Genomic DNA, 17,681 nt, shown 5'->3' on the forward strand with positions numbered 1-17,681 from the left:
ATGATCCCCGCTCGTCGGCGCGATGCCGCGCTCTCCGTCGTCGGGTCGCTTCTCGTGCTCGCCTCGCTCGTCATCATCTGGGCCGCCCGGCTCACCGTCCCGCGCGAGCTCTACGTCAGCGAGCTCGGCGCGCTCGGCGAGCCCACGGCCGAGGCCTTCCGCCTCGCTCTGCTCCTGCTCGTCGCGGGCGGAGTGCTCGTCGCGTGGGCGGTGCGCGACCTGCGCGCGCGCACCCCGATCCTCCGCCGGGGAACCCCCGCGCTCAGCCTCGCGCTCTCGTGCCTCGGATTCTTCGTCGCCGCGAACGTGCCCTGCACCGCCGGGTGCCCGCTTCCGGTGGGCGACACCTTCACGGTGCAGGACTTCACGCACACGCTCGCCGCCGTCCTGGCGTTCGCGGCCGCGTGCTGGGCGATGCTGCAGGTCGCGTTCGCGCCCGGCCACCGCACGATCGCGCGACTGTCGCTTGGGATGGCGCTCGCCGTCGGCGCGATCGCCGCGGCGGGCGGCCTGCTGTCGCTCGCGCGGTGGAATGCGGCGTTCGGCAGCCATCTCGAGCTCGTGGCGACGACGGTCGGCATCGGCTGGCTCGTCGTGGTGGGGCTCGCCCGCGCCGCAGGGCCGCTTCAAAGGAGGCTCATAGGAGATTCCGCAGACTAGAGGCATGGCCGTTGATGAGACCCCTGCCGCTCCCCGCCTCACCCACCCCGACGGGTCCGCGATCCGGGCCCTCGTCGTCGATGACGAGCCCTCGCTCGCCGACCTCGTCTCGATGGCCCTCCGGTACGAGGGCTGGGAGGTCCGCACCGCCCTGACGGGGGCCGACGCCGTCAAGCAGGGTCGCGAGTTCGCCCCCGATGTCGTCGTGCTCGACATCATGCTCCCCGACATCGACGGTCTCGAGGTCCTGCGCCGCCTGCGGGCCGACGGCCGCGATGTGCCTGTCCTGTTCCTCACCGCGAAGGACGCGGTCGATGACCGCGTGGTCGGCCTGACCGCGGGCGGCGACGACTACGTCACGAAGCCGTTCAGCCTCGAGGAGCTCGTGGCGCGACTGCGCGGCCTCATCCGCCGCAGCGCGATGGTGGTCAGCGAGCGGCCCGACCCCGAGATCCACGTCGGCGACCTCGTCCTCAACGAGGAGAGCTACGAGGTGCGCCGCGGCGACACCGAGATCGAGCTCACCGCGACCGAGTTCGAGCTCCTGCGCTACCTCATGCGCAACCCGCGCCGCGTGCTGTCGAAGGCGCAGATCCTCGACCGGGTCTGGAGCTACGACTTCGGCGGCCGCTCGAGCATCGTCGAGATCTACATCTCCTACCTGCGCAAGAAGATCGACACGCTCGGCCCGGCGATGATCCACACAGTGCGCGGCGTGGGCTACATGATCAAACCGGCCACCTGATGGTGCAGTCGTGGTCGCTGCAGAAGCGGCTCGTGGCGGGAATCCTCGCCCTGCTGACGCTCGCGACCCTCGCGATCGGCGTCCTCAGCGTCATCCTCCTCCGCGCGAACCTCCTCGACCAGCTCGACGAGGAGCTCCGGCTGACCTCCGCCCGAGTCGAGAACACGCTCGGAGCGGGCAGCGGCCGCGGCCCCGGGGTCGGGCTCGATCGTCCCGGGATCCCCGTCGACTCGCTCGTCGGCATCGTCGACGCCGACGGCACGATCGCCGCCGCCTATCTCGACACCGATGCGGATGTCCGCGAGCTGACGACCGCGCAGCGTCGCGTCCTCGCCGAGCTCCCCCTCGACTCCCCGCGCACGATCCGGCTCGGCAGCGGGCTCGGCGAGTTCCGCGTCATCGCCGACCGCCTCGACGCCGACAGCGCCCTCATCGTCGGCCTGTCCACGCGCGAGGTGCAGTCGACGACGGCCCGCCTCGGAGCGGTGATCACCGCGGTGCTCGCCGGCATCCTCGTCGTCGCCGGCGTGCTCGGCCGCGAAGTCGCCCGCGTCGCCCTGCGCCCGCTCACCCGCGTGCGCGAGAGCGCCACGCGCGTCACCGAGCTGCCGCTCGACCGCGGCACGGTCGCCCTCGCCGACCGGCTCCCCGAGCTCGACACCGACCCCGACACGGAGGTCGGCCAGCTCGGCGCGGCGTTCACGCGCATGCTCGAGCACGTGCAGTCGGCCTTCGACGCCCGGCAGGCGAGCGAGGAGAAGGTGCGGCGCTTCGTCGCCGACGCGAGTCACGAGCTGCGCACGCCGCTCGCCGCGATCCGCGGCTACAGCGAGCTCACCCGTCGCAGCGGCCACCGGCTCCCGGAGGACATCACGCACGCGCTCAGCCGCATCGAGTCGGAGTCGGTGCGCATGACCGCCCTCGTCGACGACCTGCTGCTGCTCGCGCGCCTCGACGAGGGCCGCGAGCTGCGCCGCGACCCCGTCGACCTCGGCCGGGTGCTCGTCGACGCCGTCGCCGACGCGCGCGCCACGAGCTCCGCGCACGACTGGGTGGTGCGCGTGCCGGAGACTCCCGTGATCGTCGAGGGCGACGAGCATCGACTCCATCAGGTCGTCGCGAATCTGCTCGCCAACGCGCGCATCCACACGCCGGAGGGCACGCGGGTGACCGCGGCCCTGGGGTCGCTGGAGGGGCGCGCGATCGTGACGATCACGGACACGGGACCGGGCATCCCCGACGACATCCGGCCCGTGCTGTTCGAGCGGTTCGCGCGCGCCGACACCTCGCGGTCGCGCGCGACCGGCTCGACCGGTCTCGGCCTCGCGATCGTGTCGGGCGTCGTCGCCGCGCACCGCGGCCGAGTGACGGTCGCGTCGAAGCCGGGCGAGACGGTCTTCACGATCAGTCTGCCGCTCGCCGCGCAGCCCGCCGCCGCACCCGCCGCCCAGGCTGCGCCCCGACCCGCCGACTAGCCTGACCTCATGCGCATCGCTGTCACGGGGTCCTCCGGCAAGCTCGGCCAGGCGGCCGTCGACCACCTCCGCGAGGCGGGGCACGACGTCATCGGCTTCGACGCGACCGGGGCCCGGGGGTCCGACTTCGTGCAGATCGACCTGACCGACTACGGGCAGGTCGCCGACGCGGTCGCGGGCGTGGAGGAGCGCGTGAACGGCCTCGACGCGATCGTGCACCTCGCCGCGACGCCCGCGCCGGGCATCCGCCCCGATACGGCGCTCATCCAGAGCAACCTCGCCATCACGATCAACGTCGTGCAGGCCGCCCGTCGCGCGGGGGTGCCGCGCATCGTGCACGCGTCGAGCGAGACGCTGCTCGGGCTGCCGCTGACCGAGGCGCCGCCGTACGCGCCGATCGACGAGGTCGCCGAGACCCGCCCCAACTTCATGTACGCGATCGGCAAGCACCTCGAGGAGGAGCTCGCGCGGAAGATCATGCGCGTCGAACCGGGTCTGACCATCACGGGGCTCCGGTTCAGCAACGTCATGGCGCCGGAGGACTACGCGGAGTTCGAGACCTGGCAGGACGACGCGAGCGTGCGCCGCTGGAACCTCTGGGGCTACATCGACCGCCGCGATGGCGCCCACGCGATCGAGCGCGCGCTGCTCACCGAGCGCACCGGTTACGAGACGTACATCATCGCCGCGGCCGACACCGTCATGCGCCGCGACAGCGCGGAGCTCCTCGCCGAGGAGTTCCCGGGTGTCGAGCTCGCCCGCCCCGTGGCCGGCCGCGAGACACTGCTGTCGATCGAGAAGGCGCGCGCCGAGCTCGGCTACGCGCCGCAGCACTCGTGGCTCGATCACGTCTGAGCCGCGCCGCTCATCGCACGTGCAGGGCGGATGCCCGGCTCGATTTGCTCGCGGAGCCCCGCGTCGCGTAGCCTGGCCTCTGCCAAAGACCGCTGGTCATCGGCGTGCCTGCCTGCGTGAGCGAGCAGAACCGCTGATCGAAGGCTCGCCTCTCCTGACGGAGAGACGGGGGCCCGCGCAGGTGACACAGAACAGATCCGCTCCTCCCGTCTGATCGAGGGGGGCGAAGAAGCTCCGTGCGCGTGCGCCGGAGCTTTCGTCATTCGAGCCGGGCTCCGGTGGTCGTGGGCAACACCAACGACAACTAGAGGAGCACCATGGCGAACAAGGAAGCAACGGTCGCCGAGCTCGCGGAACTCTTCCGCAGCTCGACCGCCGTTCTGCTGACCGAGTACCGCGGTCTCACGGTGGCGCAGCTGAAGACGCTGCGCACGAACATCGCTGCAGACGCGTCGTACGCCGTGGTGAAGAACACGCTGACCAAGATCGCGGCCAACCAGGCAGGCATCGACTCGCTCGATGACATGCTCGCCGGCCCCTCCGCGATCGCATTCGTGAGCGGTGACGCAGTCACCGTCGCGAAGGCTCTGCGCGACTTTGCCAAGGCAAACCCCAACCTCGTGGTGAAGGGCGGCTACTTCGACGGTAAGCCGCTCGACGCATCCGAGGTCATGAAGCTCGCTGAGCTCGAGAGCCGTGAGGTGGTGCTGGCGAAGCTCGCCGGTGCCGTCAAGGCTTCGCTGTTCGGCGCCGCGTACATGTTCAACGCGCCGCTGGCGCAGGCCGCACGCGCGGTTGACGCGCTGCGGCAGAAGCAGGAGTCCGGCAGCTGATCTCAGCCCGCCGGTTCACGACGAGTACCAACCACTAAGGAGAAAATCATGGCCAAGCTCACCACCGACGAGCTCATCGAGGCGTTCAAGGAGCTCTCGCTCATCGAGCTCAGCGAGTTCGTCAAGAAGTTCGAAGAGGTCTTCGAGGTCACCGCCGCCGCGCCCGTCGCGGTCGCCGCCGCCGCCGGCCCCGCCGCCGCCGCCGAGGAGGTCGAGGAGAAGGACAGCTTCGACGTCGTCCTCGAGGCCGCCGGCGAGAAGAAGATCCAGGTCATCAAGGAGGTCCGCGCGCTCACGAGCCTCGGCCTCGGCGAGGCCAAGGCGCTCGTGGACGGCGCCCCGGCGACCGTCATCGAGGGCGCCAACAAGGAGACGGCCGAGAAGGCCAAGGCCCAGCTCGAAGAGGCCGGCGCCACCGTCACCCTCAAGTAGTTCCCGCCCGGCTCGCCGGGTTCACGAGGCGTCGCTCCCTGAGGGGGGCGGCGCCTCGTTCGCGTTCCCGGGGGCGGTGGATGCTCGGCGCGGGGTGCGCGCGGTTCGACCCCGGCGCGGGCGAGCGCGCCGGTCGCGACGGGCGACTCGCGCCGTGCCCCCGTGCTCGTGCTCCCGCCCCGCCGCTGCCGCGCGACTCGTATTGATCAGAGCGCTCCGGACGCCGCGATCCCGCACGATCCGCCCGAAGCGGGGAGACGCGCGCGCCGTCGGCACGTCGCCGACCCGTGGCGTGCACGTCCTCCGGAGTTTCGGCTCCTGCGGGTCGGCGATCCCGCACCAGCGCGACCCGTGGAACCAGAACTCCGGAGAACGTGCACGCTCCGCATGCGCGCGGCGGGGCGGCGAGGGGCGGCGAGGGGCGGCGCGGCGCGGCGCCCGCGAGTGGGTGTCTCGGGTGCGCGGGCGAGCTACCCGGTCGTGACGGGCGACTCGCGCCGTGCCGCCGTGCTCGTGCGCACGCTCAGCGTCGTCGGCAGCACGATGTGCTCCGACGGCGGAGCCTCGGGCGTCGCGTCCAGCTGCCCGAGCAGGAGCTCGACCGCGCGCGCGCCCTGATCGCCGGGCTGCTGCACGACCGTGGTCAGGCCGAACGTCTCGGCGAGAGGGTGCCCGTCGATGCCGATGACCGACAGCTCCTGCGGGATCGCGATGCCGAGCTGTCGGGCCGCGACCATGATGCCGATCGCGATCTCGTCGCATCCCGCGAAGATGGCGGTCGGGCGCGTACGCGGGTCGCCGAGCACCGCGAGCCCCGCGGCGTGCCCGCCCTGGATGGAGAACTCGGCGTCGCGGAAGCCGTCCTCGAGCGTGATGCCCGCCTCGCGGAGGGCGCGCTCGAACCCGACGTAGCGCTGCGAGTGGACGCGGAAGTCCATCTGCTCGTGCTGGTCTCCGCCGATGTGCATGATGCGGCGATGCCCGAGGCTGATGAGGTGCTCGGTCGCCAGGCGCGCCGTCTCGACGTCGTCGATCGAGAGCGAGGGGATGCCCGGGATGAGTCCGCCGATTCCGACGAGCGGCTTCCCCAGCGCCTGGAGCATGTGCACCTCGTGCGGGCTCAGCGCGATCGCGACCGAGATGACGGCGTCGACGCGCTTGCGGACGAGGAAGTAGTCGAAGACACGGCGACGCAGATCGGCGTCGCTCGACAGGCGGTAGAGCGTCAGGTCGTAGCCGGCCTGGATGAGGGAGGCCTCGATGCCCTCGAGCACCTCGCCGAAGTACCAGCGGTTGATGTAGGGGATGACCACGCCGACGTTGCGCGTGCGACCGGTGACGAGGCTCGCCGCGGCGGTGGAGACGACGTAGCCCAGCTCGGCGGCGGCCTGCTCGACCTTGAGGCGGGTGTCCTCCGACACGTATCCGCGGCCCGAGAGCGCGCGCGAGGCCGTCGATTTCGACACGCCCGCGATGCGCGCGACGTCGGCCAGGATGCTCATGCTGCTCCGTCCTCCATTGGACCGGCCGATGCGGGCAGATCGTGCGGTGTGGCACGGATCACGAGCGGTGCAGGGCCGTCGAAGCGTCAGTGTAGCCGGATGCCCGCCCCTGTGGAACCGGTGCCAGGTGGAAACGGTATCGCCGCGCGATTCCCCACCGAGAAGTCAGGGAGATTCCCGAGCGTTCCGCAACGTTCGTGTAACAGCCCCCGTAACCACTGTTGCGGCGCACCGCGACGTGACATACGGTGACTCCTGGAACCGGTTCCCGATGTGGCGGATCATGTCGCTCGGCGCAGCACGTTCCACCCTGCACCACCTGCAGAACAGCACCACCTACCACGCACCATCTACCACCCAGTGCGGCGCGCCACCCCCGGAGCGCTGTTTTACCCTCAATGAGGAGGAAACACATGAGTTCCACCCTCCGACGCCGGCTCATCGCGCCGGCAGCGGCAATCGGTGCCCTCAGCCTCGTGCTCGCGGGCTGCGCGGCCGACGAGCCCGGAGCCGGCGGCCCCGACGGCGGCAACGCCGACTGCGCCGACTACGAGGCCTACGGCCAGTTCGAGGGCGAGACCGTCGAGATCTACGCGACGATCATCGACGTCGAGGCCGACAACCTCGTCACCTCCTGGTCCGACTTCGAGGCCTGCACGGGCATCGAGATCGAGTACAACGGCACGCAGGAGGCCGAGACGCAGATCAACGTCCGCGCTCAGGCCGGCGACGCGCCCGACCTCATGATCATCCCGCAGCCGGGTCTCCTCCAGCGCCTCATCGCCGACGGCTACGTCGTGCCGGCGCCGGACGCCGTCGAGGCGAACGTGGACGAGTTCTGGAGCGAGTCCTGGAAGGGCTACGGCACCGTCGACGGCGAGTTCTACGCCGCTCCGCTCATGGCGAGCGTCAAGGGCTACGTCTGGTACTCGCCGTCGGACTTCGAGGAGAACGGCTACGAGGTCCCGGCCACGTACGACGAGCTCATCAGCCTCACCGAGCAGATGACCGAGCGCAACGAGGGCCCGTACCGCCCCTGGTGCGTCGGCTTCGGCTCGGGCGACGCGACCGGTTGGGTCGGCACCGACTGGGTGGAGGACCTCGTCCTCCGCACCGCGGGCCCCGAGGCATACGACCAGTGGGTCGCCGGTGAGCTCGACTTCGCGAGCCCCGAGATCCAGGAGGCCTTCGACCTCGTCGGCGAGATCATCCTCAACCCCGACTTCGTCAACGGCGGCTTCGGTGGCGTGAACTCCATCGTCACCACCACCTTCCAGGACGCCGGTCTGGCGATCCTCGACGGCAACTGCTCGCTGCACCACCAGGCCTCCTTCTACGAGGCCCAGTGGGGCGAGGGCGTCGAGGTCGCTCCTGACGGCGACGTCTGGGCGTTCATCACTCCTCCGATCAACGAGGGCGACGGCGCAGCCGTCACCGGTGGTGGCGAGTTCGTCGCCGCGTTCAACGACAACGAGGCGACGGGCGCGGTGCAGGCCTACCTCTCGAGCGACGTCTGGGCGAACAACCGCATCTCCCTCGGCGGCGTGATCTCGGCGAACAAGGGTCTCGACCCCGCTAACGCCAAGTCCGACCTCGCTCGCCAGTCGATCGAGATCCTCCAGGGCGAGGACACGGTGTTCCGCTTCGACGCCTCTGACCTCATGCCCGCCGCCGTCGGCACCAGCTCGTTCTGGACCGGCATGGTCGACTGGGTCGGTGGAGCCTCCACCGAGGACGTGACGTCGGCGATCGACAGCACCTTCCCGTAACCGCTCGGCTGAACCATCACTGAGACCGGCCCATCAGACGATCCCTCGTCTGGTGGGCCGGTTCTTCAGGTAGCGTGACGTCAAACCAATGGAGGTTCACCGCATGAGAGGTTTAGCGCCGTTCTGGTCCGATCTCTTCGAGAAGTTCGGACTCATGCTCCTCGGCCTCGCCGTGTTCGCGGCGGTCATCGGAATCATTCTCTTCCTCGCCGATCGGGCCCCCAAGAAGGGGCGGGACTTCTGGCAGCTGCTGGCCTTCGTGGCACCGGCGCTCATCCTTCTCGCCATCGGCCTGATCTACCCCGCGGTCCGCACGACGCTCCTGGCGTTCTACGACCGCACCGGCAACGAGTTCGTCGGTCTCGACAACTTCGTCTGGATGTTCACTCAGCCCGACATCCTGCTGACGCTCGGCAACACGCTCGTGTGGGTCGCTCTCGTGCCGACCCTGTCGACGATCATCGGCCTCGCCTACGCGATCTTCATCGACAAGTCCAAGGGCGAGAAGGTCCTGAAATCGCTCGTCTTCATGCCGATGGCGATCTCGTTCGTCGGCGCCGGCATCATCTGGCGCTTCATGTACGAGTTCCGCGAGGTCGGCTTCGCCGAGCAGATCGGTCTGCTCAACCAGATCATCGTCTGGTTCGGCGGTCAGCCCCAGCAGTTCCTCGTGAACTCGCCGTGGAACACCTTCTTCCTCATCGTCGTCATGGTCTGGATCCAGACCGGTTTCGCGATGGTCCTCCTCTCGGCCGCGATCAAGGGCGTGCCGGTCGAGATCATCGAGGCCGCGCGACTGGACGGCGCGAACGCGTGGCAGCAGTTCCGCAACGTGACGCTGCCCGGCATCCGCGGCACGCTCGTCGTCGTCATCACCACGATCTCGATCGCCACCCTGAAGGTGTTCGACATCGTCCGCTCGATGACCGGCGGAAATTTCGATACCTCGGTCGTCGCCAACGAGATGTACACGCAGGCCTTCAACCGCAACGAGTTCGGTTACGGTTCGGCCCTCGCGGTGATCCTGTTCCTCATGGTCCTGCCGATCGTCGTCTACAACGTGCGCGTGATGCGGAAGCAGAAGGAGATCCGATGACCGACATCACCGACAAGGCCGAGGCGAAGCTCGACCGCCCGCTCGGCCAGAAGAACGATCCCCGCGCCGCCAGGCCGAGCCGGGCATCCAAGGCCAAGCAGAGCCTGACCTCGCCCGGCGCGACGATCGCCGCCGTCATCATCGCCGTGATCTGGACGATTCCGACCTTCGGCCTCCTGGTGAGCTCGTTCCGCACGCCGGAGGAGATCCGCACCAACGGCTGGTGGAACATGTTCGTCAGCCCGAGCTTCACGCTCGAGAACTACGCCGACGTGCTCACCACCCAGGGCGCGAGCTCGGCGAACCTCGGCTCGTACTTCGTGAACTCGATCATCATCGCGGTGCCGGCGGCGCTGTTCCCGATCATCCTCGCCACGATGGCCGCGTACGCGTTCGCGTGGATCAAGTTCAAGGGCTCGGGCGCGATCTTCGTGCTCATCTTCGCCCTGCAGATCGTGCCGCTGCAGATGGCGCTCATCCCGCTCCTGCAGATCTTCTCGAGCGTCCTGGGCATCAGCGGCACGTTCCCCGCAGTGTGGATCGCGCACACGATCTTCGGCCTGCCGCTGACGATCTTCCTGATGCACAATTTCATCTCGGAGATCCCCGGCGAGGTGATCGAGGCGGCGCGCGTCGACGGCGCGAACCACACGCAGATCTTCTTCCGGATCATCATCCCGCTGTCGCTCCCGGCGCTCGCCTCGATCGGCATCTTCCAGTTCCTGTGGGTCTGGAACGACCTGCTCGTCGCCCTCGTGTTCTCCGGGGGCACCGCCGACGTCGCGCCACTGACGCAACGACTGGCCGAGCTCGTCGGCAACTTCGGGCGCAACCAGGAGCGACTGCCCGCCGCGGCGTTCATCTCGCTCGTGATCCCGCTCATCGTGTTCTTCAGCCTCCAGCGCTACTTCGTGCGCGGCCTCCTGGCCGGCTCGACGAAGGGCTAGCGGCCGAGAGACCGAGCTCGGACGGCGCCCCCGGGAGGAGACTCCCGGGGGCGCCGTCGCGAGCGGGGGATTCCCGCGGTCGCGCCCCGGGCATCCGTCGCCATCGCGCGCGGGGCGCCCGCTGTTCGCTCAGGGCCGCGCCGCCTCCCTGCGCGCTGTCGGGGGTGCCGCTCTAGGCTCGCGAGGTGAGCAATCCCTCGCCCGGGTCGGGCACTGTCGGCCGCTACGGCAAGGCGCGGACGCGCATCTCGAGCGGCGACGTCGCCGCGCAGCGTGCGGCCAACGCAGACGCCCCGCGCATCCCGGATCTGCTGCCGCGGATCGCGCGGCTGTTCGCCCCGCACCGGTCGCGCCTCGCGCTCACGATCGCGCTCGTGCTGGTCAGCGCCGGCCTCAGCGTGCTGCCGCCCCTGCTGACGCAGCAGGCCTTCGACGTCGGGCTGTTCCCGCCCGAGGGGGAGCCGAACGTGCCGGTGCTGCTGCGCATCGTCGGCCTCATGCTCGTGCTCTGGGTCGCGAGCGCCGGGCTCGGCATCGCCCAGACCTACCTGACGGCGAGCGTCGGCAACGCCGTCATGGCGCAGCTGCGCGTGACCCTCTTCGACCACCTCCAGCGCATGGAGCTCGCCTTCTTCACCCGCACGAAGACCGGCGTGATCCAGTCGCGGCTGCAGAACGACGTCGGCGGCGTCGCGAGCGTGCTGAGCAACACCGTCTCGAGCGTCATCGGCAACACGGTCACGGTGCTCGCCGCGCTCGTCGCGATGCTGCTGCTGAGCTGGCAGCTGACGCTCGCGGCGGTCATCCTGCTGCCCCTGCTCATCGCGGCGCAGCAGCGCGTCGGCCAGGTGCGCGCGCGCATCGCGACGAAGACGCAGGAGTCGCTGAGCGACATGACCGCGATCACGCAGGAGGCCCTGAGCGTCTCGGGCATCATGCTCGCGAAGAGCTTCTTCCGTCAGCACGCCGAGGTCGACCGCTACGCGGACGAGAACGAGACCCAGCGCGGCCTGCAGGTGCAGCTGCAGATGAGCGGCCAGTGGTTCTTCGCGATGGTCAACGTGTTCCTCAGCGTGATCCCCGCGATCATCTACCTCGTCGCGGCGTGGCTGCTGCAGGCGGATGTCGCGGTCACCGCCGGCACGCTCGTCGCGTTCACGACGGTGCAGGCCCGACTCACCTTCCCGCTGCTCGGCCTCATGCGGGTCGCCCTGGACCTCCAGACCTCGGGCGCCCTGTTCGCGCGCATCTTCGAGTACCTCGACCTGAAGCCCGCGATCTCGGAGGCGCAGGACGCGCGTGCGGTCGACGAGAGCGAGGTGGGGCGCATCCGATTCGAGGATGTCGTCTTCCGCTACCCGGACGCCGCGCCCGATCAGGCGCCCACCCTCGATCGCGTCTCCTTCTCGGTCGAGCCCGGCCAGTTCGTGGCGTTCGTCGGGCCGTCCGGTGCGGGCAAGACGACGATCTCGTACCTGATCCCGCGCCTGCACGAGGTGAGCGAGGGTCGCGTGCTGTTCGCGGGCGACGACGTGCGCGAGCTGACGCAGGAGAGCCTCATCGCGCAGGTGGGCATCGTCAGCCAGGAGACCTACCTCTTCCACGCGACGATCGCCGAGAACCTGCGGTACGCGAAGCCGGAGGCGACGGACGAGGAGCTCGAGCGCGCCTGCCGTGCGGCGAGCATCCACGAGACGATCGCGACCTTCCCCGACGGCTACGGCACTGTCGTCGGCGAGCGGGGCTACCGGCTGTCGGGCGGCGAGAAGCAGCGCATCGCGATCGCGCGGGTGCTGCTGAAGGACCCTCCGGTGCTGATCCTCGACGAGGCGACGAGCGCGCTCGACTCGGTCTCCGAGCGCGTCGTGCAGGCGGCGCTCGACTCGGCGACGCGGGGACGCACGACCGTGTCGATCGCGCACCGGCTGTCGACGGTCGCGGGTGCCGACGTCATCCACGTCATCGATCGCGGGCGCATCGTCGAGAGCGGAACCCACGACGCGCTGCTCGCGCACGGGGGCGTGTACGCGCGGCTCGTGGCCGAGCAGTCGACCGACTTCGGGCGACCGGCCGCGGAGGCCTCGCCGCACGCGCTCTGAGCGAGGCGGGCTACGAGCGCTCCTCGAGCAGCTCGGTCATGTAGTCGATCTCCTTCTGCTGCAGCTGCACCACTCCGTTCGCGAGCCGCGTCACGAGCTCGTCGTCGGTGCGAGCGAGCACGGCCTCGGCCATCTCGACGCCGCCCTTGTGGTGCTCGATCATGAGCTCGAGCCAGAGCCTCTCGGCCTCGAGGCCCTCGGCGTCGCGCAGCGCCTGCATCTGCTCCGGCGTCGCGAGGCCGGGCATCGGCTCGCCCGGCATGTGCGCGGTGCTGTGCTCGTCGTGGCCGCCGTCGAGGGTCGGCAGCGCCATCCACGCCATCTCGGGCTCGGTCGAGGTCTGCGGCACGCCCCAGACGTTCAGCCACGCGAACATCTGACCGGCCTGCTGCGACTGCGCGGTCGCGATGTCGAGCGCGAGCAGCCGCAGCTCCTCGTCGTCGGTGCGGTCGCGCAGCAGGATCGACATCTCGACGGCCTGGTTGTGGTGCGTCTGCATGTCGCGGGCGAAACCGGCCTCGGCGCTCTCCGCCGAGGGGGCGGATGCGGCGCCCGCGGGCGCCGTCGCGCGCCCCAGCAGCACGCCGGCGACGAGCGCCACGAGCACGAGCAGCGCCCCGGCGACGATCAGCCGGACGCGGGCGGGGCCGCGCTCCGGTCGGGCATCCGCCCCGAACGGTGAGGCGGCCGGATCGGTGATCGTCACGATCGCTCCCTACGCGATCTTGCCCGGCCCGTCGAGGGCCTGCGTGCAGAGCGCGCCGGGCTCGGGGGCGTCGGGGGACTGCCGGTACTTGGTGATGAAGTCGGCCAGGCGCGGGTCGTCGACGCCGTCGAGCTTCACCTGGGCGCCCCAGGCGCTCGCGACGACGGGCGCGTCGAGGCCCTCGAACGGGGAGAGCACGATGTACGTGCTCGGCATGGCGTCGCGGAGGGCCTCGAGGTCGTCGCCCGTGACCTCCTCGGGGTCGTAGGTGACCCACACGGCGCCGTGCTCGAGGGAGTGGACGGCGTTCTCGTTCGGCACGACCTCCTCGTAGATGCCGCAGTTCAGCCAGGCCGCGTTGTGCGGGCCGCCCGCCGGAGGCGTCTGGTCGTAGTCGACGGCGCCCTCGACGTGGAGGCCCTGGGTCTCCTCGAAGGTCTCCAGCCCGGCGATGTCGATGGAGTCGGGGTCGACCGGCTCGGGCCGCGGCTGCGCGCTCGTGACGACGATCGACACGACGATGGCGACGACGGCGAGGGCGCCGACCACGGCGCTGCCGATCGCGATGAGGTTGCGGCGCTTCTCGCGCTCCTGCTTCGCGCGGAGGGCGGCGACCTTCTCGGCGCGGCGCTTCTCGCGCTGCTGCTTGATCGTGAGGTTCTCGTCGTTCGACACGCTCGGGGCTCCAGCCGTGAGGGGAGGGGTTCGTCGGCGCGCGCGAGAGCGCGGCCGGGGCGCCCCCATTCTCTCAGATCACCTTTCGACTTCCTGTCAGAGCGGGTCCGGTCGCGGCACTCGCGGCCGTCGCGGCCTCGGGGCCGGATGCTCGGCGCGAGTAGGCTCGCAGGATGAAGTTCGCCCGCTCCGTCGTCGACCTCATCGGCGACACGCCCCTCGTGCAGCTCACTCGAGTGACGGAGGGGATCACGGCCACCGTGCTCGCGAAGGTCGAGTACCTCAACCCCGGCGGCTCGTCGAAGGACCGCATCGCGACGCGCATCATCGACGCCGCCGAGCGCGAGGGGCTGCTGAAGCCGGGCGGCACGATCGTCGAGCCGACGAGCGGCAACACGGGCGTGGGCCTCGCCCTCGTCGCCCAGCAGCGCGGCTACCGCTGCGTCTTCGTGCTGCCCGACAAGGTCGGCGAGGACAAGCGCAACGTGCTCACCGCCTACGGCGCCGAGATCGTCGTCACGCCGACGGCCGTCGCTCCGGAGGACCCGGAGTCGTACTACTCGGTCTCCGACCGCCTCGCGCGCGAGATCCCGGGCGCCTTCAAGCCCAACCAGTACGCGAACCCCAACGGCCCCTTGAGCCACTACGAGACGACGGGCCCGGAGATCTGGCGCGACACCGATGGCCGCGTCACCCACTTCGTGACCGGCGTCGGCACGGGCGGCACCATCACGGGCACCGGCCGCTTCCTGCGCGAGATCAGCGCCGACCGCGCGAGCGGCCGCGTGCAGATCGTCGGCGTCGACCCCCTCGGCAGCGTCTACTCGGGCGGGTCTGGCCAGCCCTACCTCGTCGAGGGGGTGGGCGAGGACTTCTGGCCCGCCGCCTACGACCCGAGCGTGACCGACCGCGTCGTCGCCGTGAGCGACCAGGCGTCGTTCGACATGACCGTGCGCCTCGCGCGCGAGGAGGGCCTGCTCGTCGGCGGCTCGTGCGGCATGGCGGTCGTCGGTGCCCTCGAGGTCGCGCGCGAGCTCGGACCGGAGGACGTGGTCGTCGTGCTGCTGCCCGACGGCGGGCGCGGCTACCTCGGCAAGATCTTCAACGATCGGTGGATGCGCAGCCACGGCTTCGCCGCCGCCCAGGGCTCGCCGACGGTCGCCGACGCCGCGCGCCCCGACGCCGCGACGCTGCCCCACGTGCCCCGCACGGCGTCGGTCGCGGACGCGATCGCCGCCCTCGAGGCCCACGATCACGCACTGCCCGTCCTCTCGTCTGCGCCCCCGGCGGTGCTCGGGGAGGTCGTCGGCACGGTCGACGCCCGGACCCTGCTGCGCGCGCTCGCCGCCGGAGACGTGACCCCCGCGAGCCCCGTCACCGAGGCGATGGGTCCGCGACTGCCGCTCGTCGGCGCGCACGAGTCGCTCGGCGACGCGCGCGCCCGCTTCGACGAGCGCGGCCCCGGCGGCCAGCAGCCCGACACCCTGCTCGTGCTCGACGGGGGCAACCCCGTCGGGCTGCTCACGCGCCACGACCTCGTGCGCGCTCTCGCGAAGGAGTCTTCATGACCCACGACGACCACGGGTTCTCGACCCGCGCCATCCACGTCGGCCAGGAGTTCGACCCGACGACGGGCGCGGTCATCCCGCCCGTGCACTTCTCGACGACGTATGCCCAGGACGGCATCGGCACTCTGCGGGGCGGCTACGAGTACGGTCGCGGGGGCAACCCGACCCGCGATTCGCTGCAGAGGCAGCTCGCCTCGCTCGAGGGCGCGACCCACGCCTTCAGCTTCGCCTCGGGCCTCGCGGCCGAGGACGCGCTGCTGCGCGCCGTTCTGCGCCCCGGCGACCACGTGCTCATGGGCAACGACGTCTACGGCGGCACCCACCGGCTCGTGCGCCGCATCTTCGGCGACTGGCAGATCGGCCTCACCACCATCGAGCTCGACGACCTGGAGGCCGTTCGCGCCGCTCTCACCTCGACCGGCGCGCGCGTGCTGTGGCTCGAGACGCCGTCGAACCCGCTCATGAAGATCACCGACGTCGCGGCGCTCGCCGACGTCGCGCACGCGGCCGGCGCGCTCGTCGTCGTCGACAACACCTTCGCCACTCCCTACCTGCAGCAGCCGCTCGCGCTCGGCGCCGACGTCGTCGTGCACTCGACGACGAAGTACCTCGGAGGCCATTCCGACGTCATCGGCGGCGCCGTCGTGCTGTCGGACGATGCGCTGGCCGAGAAGGTCGGCTTCCACCAGTTCGCGGCCGGCGCCGTCTCGGGCCCGCTCGACGCGTGGCTCACCACGCGAGGCATCAAGACGCTCGCAGTGCGCATGGATCGCCACTCGGCGTCGGCCCACGCCCTCGCCTCCGCGCTCGAGGGGCACGCCGCGGTCACTCGCGTCTACTACCCGGGCCTGCCCTCGCACCCCGGGCACGACCTCGCCGCGCGCCAGATGCGCGACTTCGGCGGGATGCTCTCGCTCGAGCTCGCGGGAGGCGCCGCCGCTGCGCGCGCCTTCGCCGAGGGGCTCGAGGTCTTCTCGCTCGCGGAGTCGCTCGGGGGGGTCGAGTCGCTCGTCAACTATCCGAGCGAGATGACCCATGCCTCCGTGCGCGGCACCGCGCTGGAGGTGTCGGACGCGGTGATCCGCCTCTCGGTGGGGCTCGAGGACGTCGAGGATCTTCTCGCCGACGTGCGGCAGTCGCTCGCGCGGCTCGGCTGAGCGCCTCGGGAACGCGAGGGGCGCTCGCGCCCGAGCGGGCATCCGCGTGCATAATGGGCCTGCTGATGTGAACGTACACATCACCGGATGGGAAGGGTCTCGTGTCGAGTCCTGAGCAGGCGAGCGAGCCGGAGCGCGTGCGCGCCCCGAACATCCGCGACGTCGCGCGGGTCGCCGGGGTCTCGTACCAGACCGTCTCGCGGGCGCTCAACGACAGCCCCTCCATCCGACCCGAGACGCTCGCGCGCGTGCAGGCCGCGATCGAGGAGCTCGGGTACCGGCCGAACCAGGCCGCGCGCGCGCTCGTCACGAGCCGATCGCGGACGATCGGGGTGCTCGCGGCGCAGACCGTCCACTACGGACCGGCCACGAGCATCCAGGCCATCGAGACCGCCGCGCGCGAAGCCGGCTACCGCCTCTCGATCACCAACATCAGCTCGAGCGAGTACGCCTCGATCAAGGCCGGTCTCGACCACCTCATGGCCCAGTCGATCGAGGCGCTCATCGTCATCGCGCCGCAGGTGCGGGTGTTCGAGGCGCTCGACGACCTCCAGGTCGCGGTGCCGTTCGTCACGCTCGAGGCGACCGGGCTCAACACGGCGCACTCGCTGTGGGTCGACCAGATCCAGGGCGCGCGGCTCGCGACGCGGCACCTCATCGACCTCGGGCACACCGAGATCATGCACATCTCCGGCCCGCAGGACTGGATCGAGGCGGAGGCGCGGATGCAGGGGTTCCTGCGCGAGCTCGGCGATGCCGACCTGCGGACGCGCGCGCCCATCCTCGGCGACTGGACGGCGCACTTCGGCTACTACGCGGGGCTCGAGCTGCTGCGCTACCGCGACTTCACGGCCGTGTTCTGCGGGAACGACCAGATGGCGCTCGGCTTCATGCACGCGTGCCGCGAGACGGGGCTGTCGGTGCCCGGCGACATGTCGATCGTCGGGTTCGACGACATCCCCGAGGCCGCCCACTTCGCGCCGCCGCTGACCACCGTGCGGCAGAACTTCGCCGAGATCGGCCGGAGGGCGATCGAGCTGCTGCTCGGCGAGCTGCGCGGCGACACCGAGCTGAGCCACGCGCCCGTGCAGCCGGAGCTCATCGTGCGCCAGTCGACGGCGCGGCTCGCGTAGGCGGGTCGCGACCGGCTACCCCGCGCCGC

16 protein-coding genes are annotated in these 17,681 nt (G+C 70.7%); 13 read left to right on the forward strand and 3 right to left on the reverse strand.

Annotated elements, in window-relative coordinates; translation table 11 throughout:
* The 6 genes from ASG83_RS06265 to rplL all read left to right on the forward strand — a co-directional run bounded on the left by ASG83_RS06265 (position 1) and on the right by rplL (position 5,000).
* Positions 1-660 carry a DUF998 domain-containing protein gene (locus ASG83_RS06265; RefSeq protein ID WP_055858211.1) on the forward strand — a complete coding sequence of 220 codons (660 nt, stop codon included), beginning with the start codon at positions 1-3 and terminating at the stop codon, positions 658-660.
* Between the two features lie 4 nt (positions 661-664).
* Positions 665-1,405, forward strand: a complete 741-nt coding sequence (locus tag ASG83_RS06270) for a response regulator transcription factor (protein ID WP_055858214.1) — start codon at positions 665-667, stop codon at positions 1,403-1,405.
* Positions 1,405-2,880: a cell wall metabolism sensor histidine kinase WalK gene (locus ASG83_RS06275; RefSeq protein ID WP_055858217.1), complete on the forward strand. Its 1,476-nt coding sequence runs from the start codon at positions 1,405-1,407 to the stop codon at positions 2,878-2,880. The genes ASG83_RS06270 and ASG83_RS06275 overlap by 1 nt, the downstream gene beginning before the upstream one ends.
* Positions 2,881-2,889: 9 nt before the next feature.
* Positions 2,890-3,735 (forward strand): NAD(P)-dependent oxidoreductase, encoded by an 846-nt coding sequence (locus ASG83_RS06280; RefSeq protein ID WP_055858220.1) that lies wholly within the window; start codon positions 2,890-2,892, stop codon positions 3,733-3,735.
* 317 nt (positions 3,736-4,052) lie between these two features.
* Positions 4,053-4,568 carry a 50S ribosomal protein L10 gene (rplJ, locus tag ASG83_RS06285; protein ID WP_055858222.1) on the forward strand — a complete coding sequence of 172 codons (516 nt, stop codon included), beginning with the start codon at positions 4,053-4,055 and terminating at the stop codon, positions 4,566-4,568.
* A gap of 48 nt (positions 4,569-4,616) precedes the next feature.
* Positions 4,617-5,000, forward strand: a complete 384-nt coding sequence (gene rplL / locus ASG83_RS06290) for a 50S ribosomal protein L7/L12 (protein ID WP_055858224.1) — start codon at positions 4,617-4,619, stop codon at positions 4,998-5,000.
* Positions 5,001-5,470: 470 nt separating this feature from the next.
* Here the strand turns inward: rplL and ASG83_RS06295 are convergent, their stop codons facing one another.
* Positions 5,471-6,502 (reverse strand): LacI family DNA-binding transcriptional regulator, encoded by a 1,032-nt coding sequence (locus tag ASG83_RS06295; protein WP_055858227.1) that lies wholly within the window; start codon positions 6,500-6,502, stop codon positions 5,471-5,473.
* Between the two features lie 413 nt (positions 6,503-6,915).
* Between ASG83_RS06295 and ASG83_RS06300 the strand changes: the two genes are divergently transcribed.
* The 4 genes from ASG83_RS06300 (at position 6,916) to ASG83_RS06315 (ending at position 12,413) form a co-directional block, all read left to right on the forward strand.
* Positions 6,916-8,271, forward strand: coding sequence for an ABC transporter substrate-binding protein (locus ASG83_RS06300; RefSeq protein WP_055858230.1), 1,356 nt, complete (start codon positions 6,916-6,918; stop codon positions 8,269-8,271).
* A gap of 103 nt (positions 8,272-8,374) precedes the next feature.
* Positions 8,375-9,367 (forward strand): carbohydrate ABC transporter permease, encoded by a 993-nt coding sequence (locus ASG83_RS06305; protein WP_055859409.1) that lies wholly within the window; start codon positions 8,375-8,377, stop codon positions 9,365-9,367.
* Positions 9,364-10,314, forward strand: a complete 951-nt coding sequence (locus tag ASG83_RS06310) for a carbohydrate ABC transporter permease (protein ID WP_055858233.1) — start codon at positions 9,364-9,366, stop codon at positions 10,312-10,314. The genes ASG83_RS06305 and ASG83_RS06310 overlap by 4 nt, the downstream gene beginning before the upstream one ends.
* Positions 10,315-10,499: 185 nt before the next feature.
* A complete protein-coding gene (locus ASG83_RS06315; protein WP_055858235.1) occupies positions 10,500-12,413 on the forward strand; it encodes an ABC transporter ATP-binding protein in 1,914 nt (637 codons plus the stop codon).
* 10 nt (positions 12,414-12,423) lie between these two features.
* Here the strand turns inward: ASG83_RS06315 and ASG83_RS06320 are convergent, their stop codons facing one another.
* Together ASG83_RS06320 and ASG83_RS06325 are read right to left on the reverse strand one after the other, a co-directional pair.
* Positions 12,424-13,119: a DUF305 domain-containing protein gene (locus ASG83_RS06320; RefSeq protein WP_235460048.1), complete on the reverse strand. Its 696-nt coding sequence runs from the start codon at positions 13,117-13,119 to the stop codon at positions 12,424-12,426.
* Positions 13,120-13,128: 9 nt separating this feature from the next.
* Positions 13,129-13,794: a DUF3105 domain-containing protein gene (locus ASG83_RS06325; protein ID WP_235451352.1), complete on the reverse strand. Its 666-nt coding sequence runs from the start codon at positions 13,792-13,794 to the stop codon at positions 13,129-13,131.
* A 173-nt stretch (positions 13,795-13,967) separates the two neighbouring features.
* On the opposite strand from ASG83_RS06325, the gene ASG83_RS06330 reads away from it, so the two are divergent.
* The 3 genes from ASG83_RS06330 (at position 13,968) to ASG83_RS06340 (ending at position 17,652) form a co-directional block, all read left to right on the forward strand.
* Complete coding sequence (locus ASG83_RS06330) at positions 13,968-15,362, forward strand: cystathionine beta-synthase (RefSeq protein ID WP_055858238.1); 1,395 nt, start codon at positions 13,968-13,970, stop codon at positions 15,360-15,362.
* A complete protein-coding gene (locus tag ASG83_RS06335; RefSeq protein ID WP_055858241.1) occupies positions 15,359-16,519 on the forward strand; it encodes a cystathionine gamma-synthase in 1,161 nt (386 codons plus the stop codon). The genes ASG83_RS06330 and ASG83_RS06335 overlap by 4 nt, the downstream gene beginning before the upstream one ends.
* A 101-nt stretch (positions 16,520-16,620) precedes the next feature.
* Positions 16,621-17,652 (forward strand): LacI family DNA-binding transcriptional regulator, encoded by a 1,032-nt coding sequence (locus ASG83_RS06340; protein ID WP_055858244.1) that lies wholly within the window; start codon positions 16,621-16,623, stop codon positions 17,650-17,652.
* The last annotated feature ends 29 nt before the right edge of the window (positions 17,653-17,681 follow it).

Source organism: Yonghaparkia sp. Soil809, from assembly GCF_001429705.1.
In the GTDB taxonomy this organism is placed as follows: Bacteria; Actinomycetota; Actinomycetes; order Actinomycetales; family Microbacteriaceae; genus Microcella.

What these genes read in the sequence shown, in the direction of transcription:
- ASG83_RS06265 (WP_055858211.1), top strand. Translation starts at nt 1, where the DNA reads ATGATCCCCGCTCGTCGGCGCGATGCCGCGCTCTCCGTCGTCGGGTCG.
- ASG83_RS06270 (WP_055858214.1), top strand. Translation starts at nt 665, where the DNA reads ATGGCCGTTGATGAGACCCCTGCCGCTCCCCGCCTCACCCACCCCGAC.
- ASG83_RS06275 (WP_055858217.1), top strand. Translation starts at nt 1,405, where the DNA reads ATGGTGCAGTCGTGGTCGCTGCAGAAGCGGCTCGTGGCGGGAATCCTC.
- ASG83_RS06280 (WP_055858220.1), top strand. Translation starts at nt 2,890, where the DNA reads ATGCGCATCGCTGTCACGGGGTCCTCCGGCAAGCTCGGCCAGGCGGCC.
- rplJ (WP_055858222.1), top strand. Translation starts at nt 4,053, where the DNA reads ATGGCGAACAAGGAAGCAACGGTCGCCGAGCTCGCGGAACTCTTCCGC.
- rplL (WP_055858224.1), top strand. Translation starts at nt 4,617, where the DNA reads ATGGCCAAGCTCACCACCGACGAGCTCATCGAGGCGTTCAAGGAGCTC.
- ASG83_RS06295 (WP_055858227.1), bottom strand. Translation starts at nt 6,502, where the DNA reads ATGAGCATCCTGGCCGACGTCGCGCGCATCGCGGGCGTGTCGAAATCG.
- ASG83_RS06300 (WP_055858230.1), top strand. Translation starts at nt 6,916, where the DNA reads ATGAGTTCCACCCTCCGACGCCGGCTCATCGCGCCGGCAGCGGCAATC.
- ASG83_RS06305 (WP_055859409.1), top strand. Translation starts at nt 8,375, where the DNA reads ATGAGAGGTTTAGCGCCGTTCTGGTCCGATCTCTTCGAGAAGTTCGGA.
- ASG83_RS06310 (WP_055858233.1), top strand. Translation starts at nt 9,364, where the DNA reads ATGACCGACATCACCGACAAGGCCGAGGCGAAGCTCGACCGCCCGCTC.
- ASG83_RS06330 (WP_055858238.1), top strand. Translation starts at nt 13,968, where the DNA reads ATGAAGTTCGCCCGCTCCGTCGTCGACCTCATCGGCGACACGCCCCTC.
- ASG83_RS06335 (WP_055858241.1), top strand. Translation starts at nt 15,359, where the DNA reads ATGACCCACGACGACCACGGGTTCTCGACCCGCGCCATCCACGTCGGC.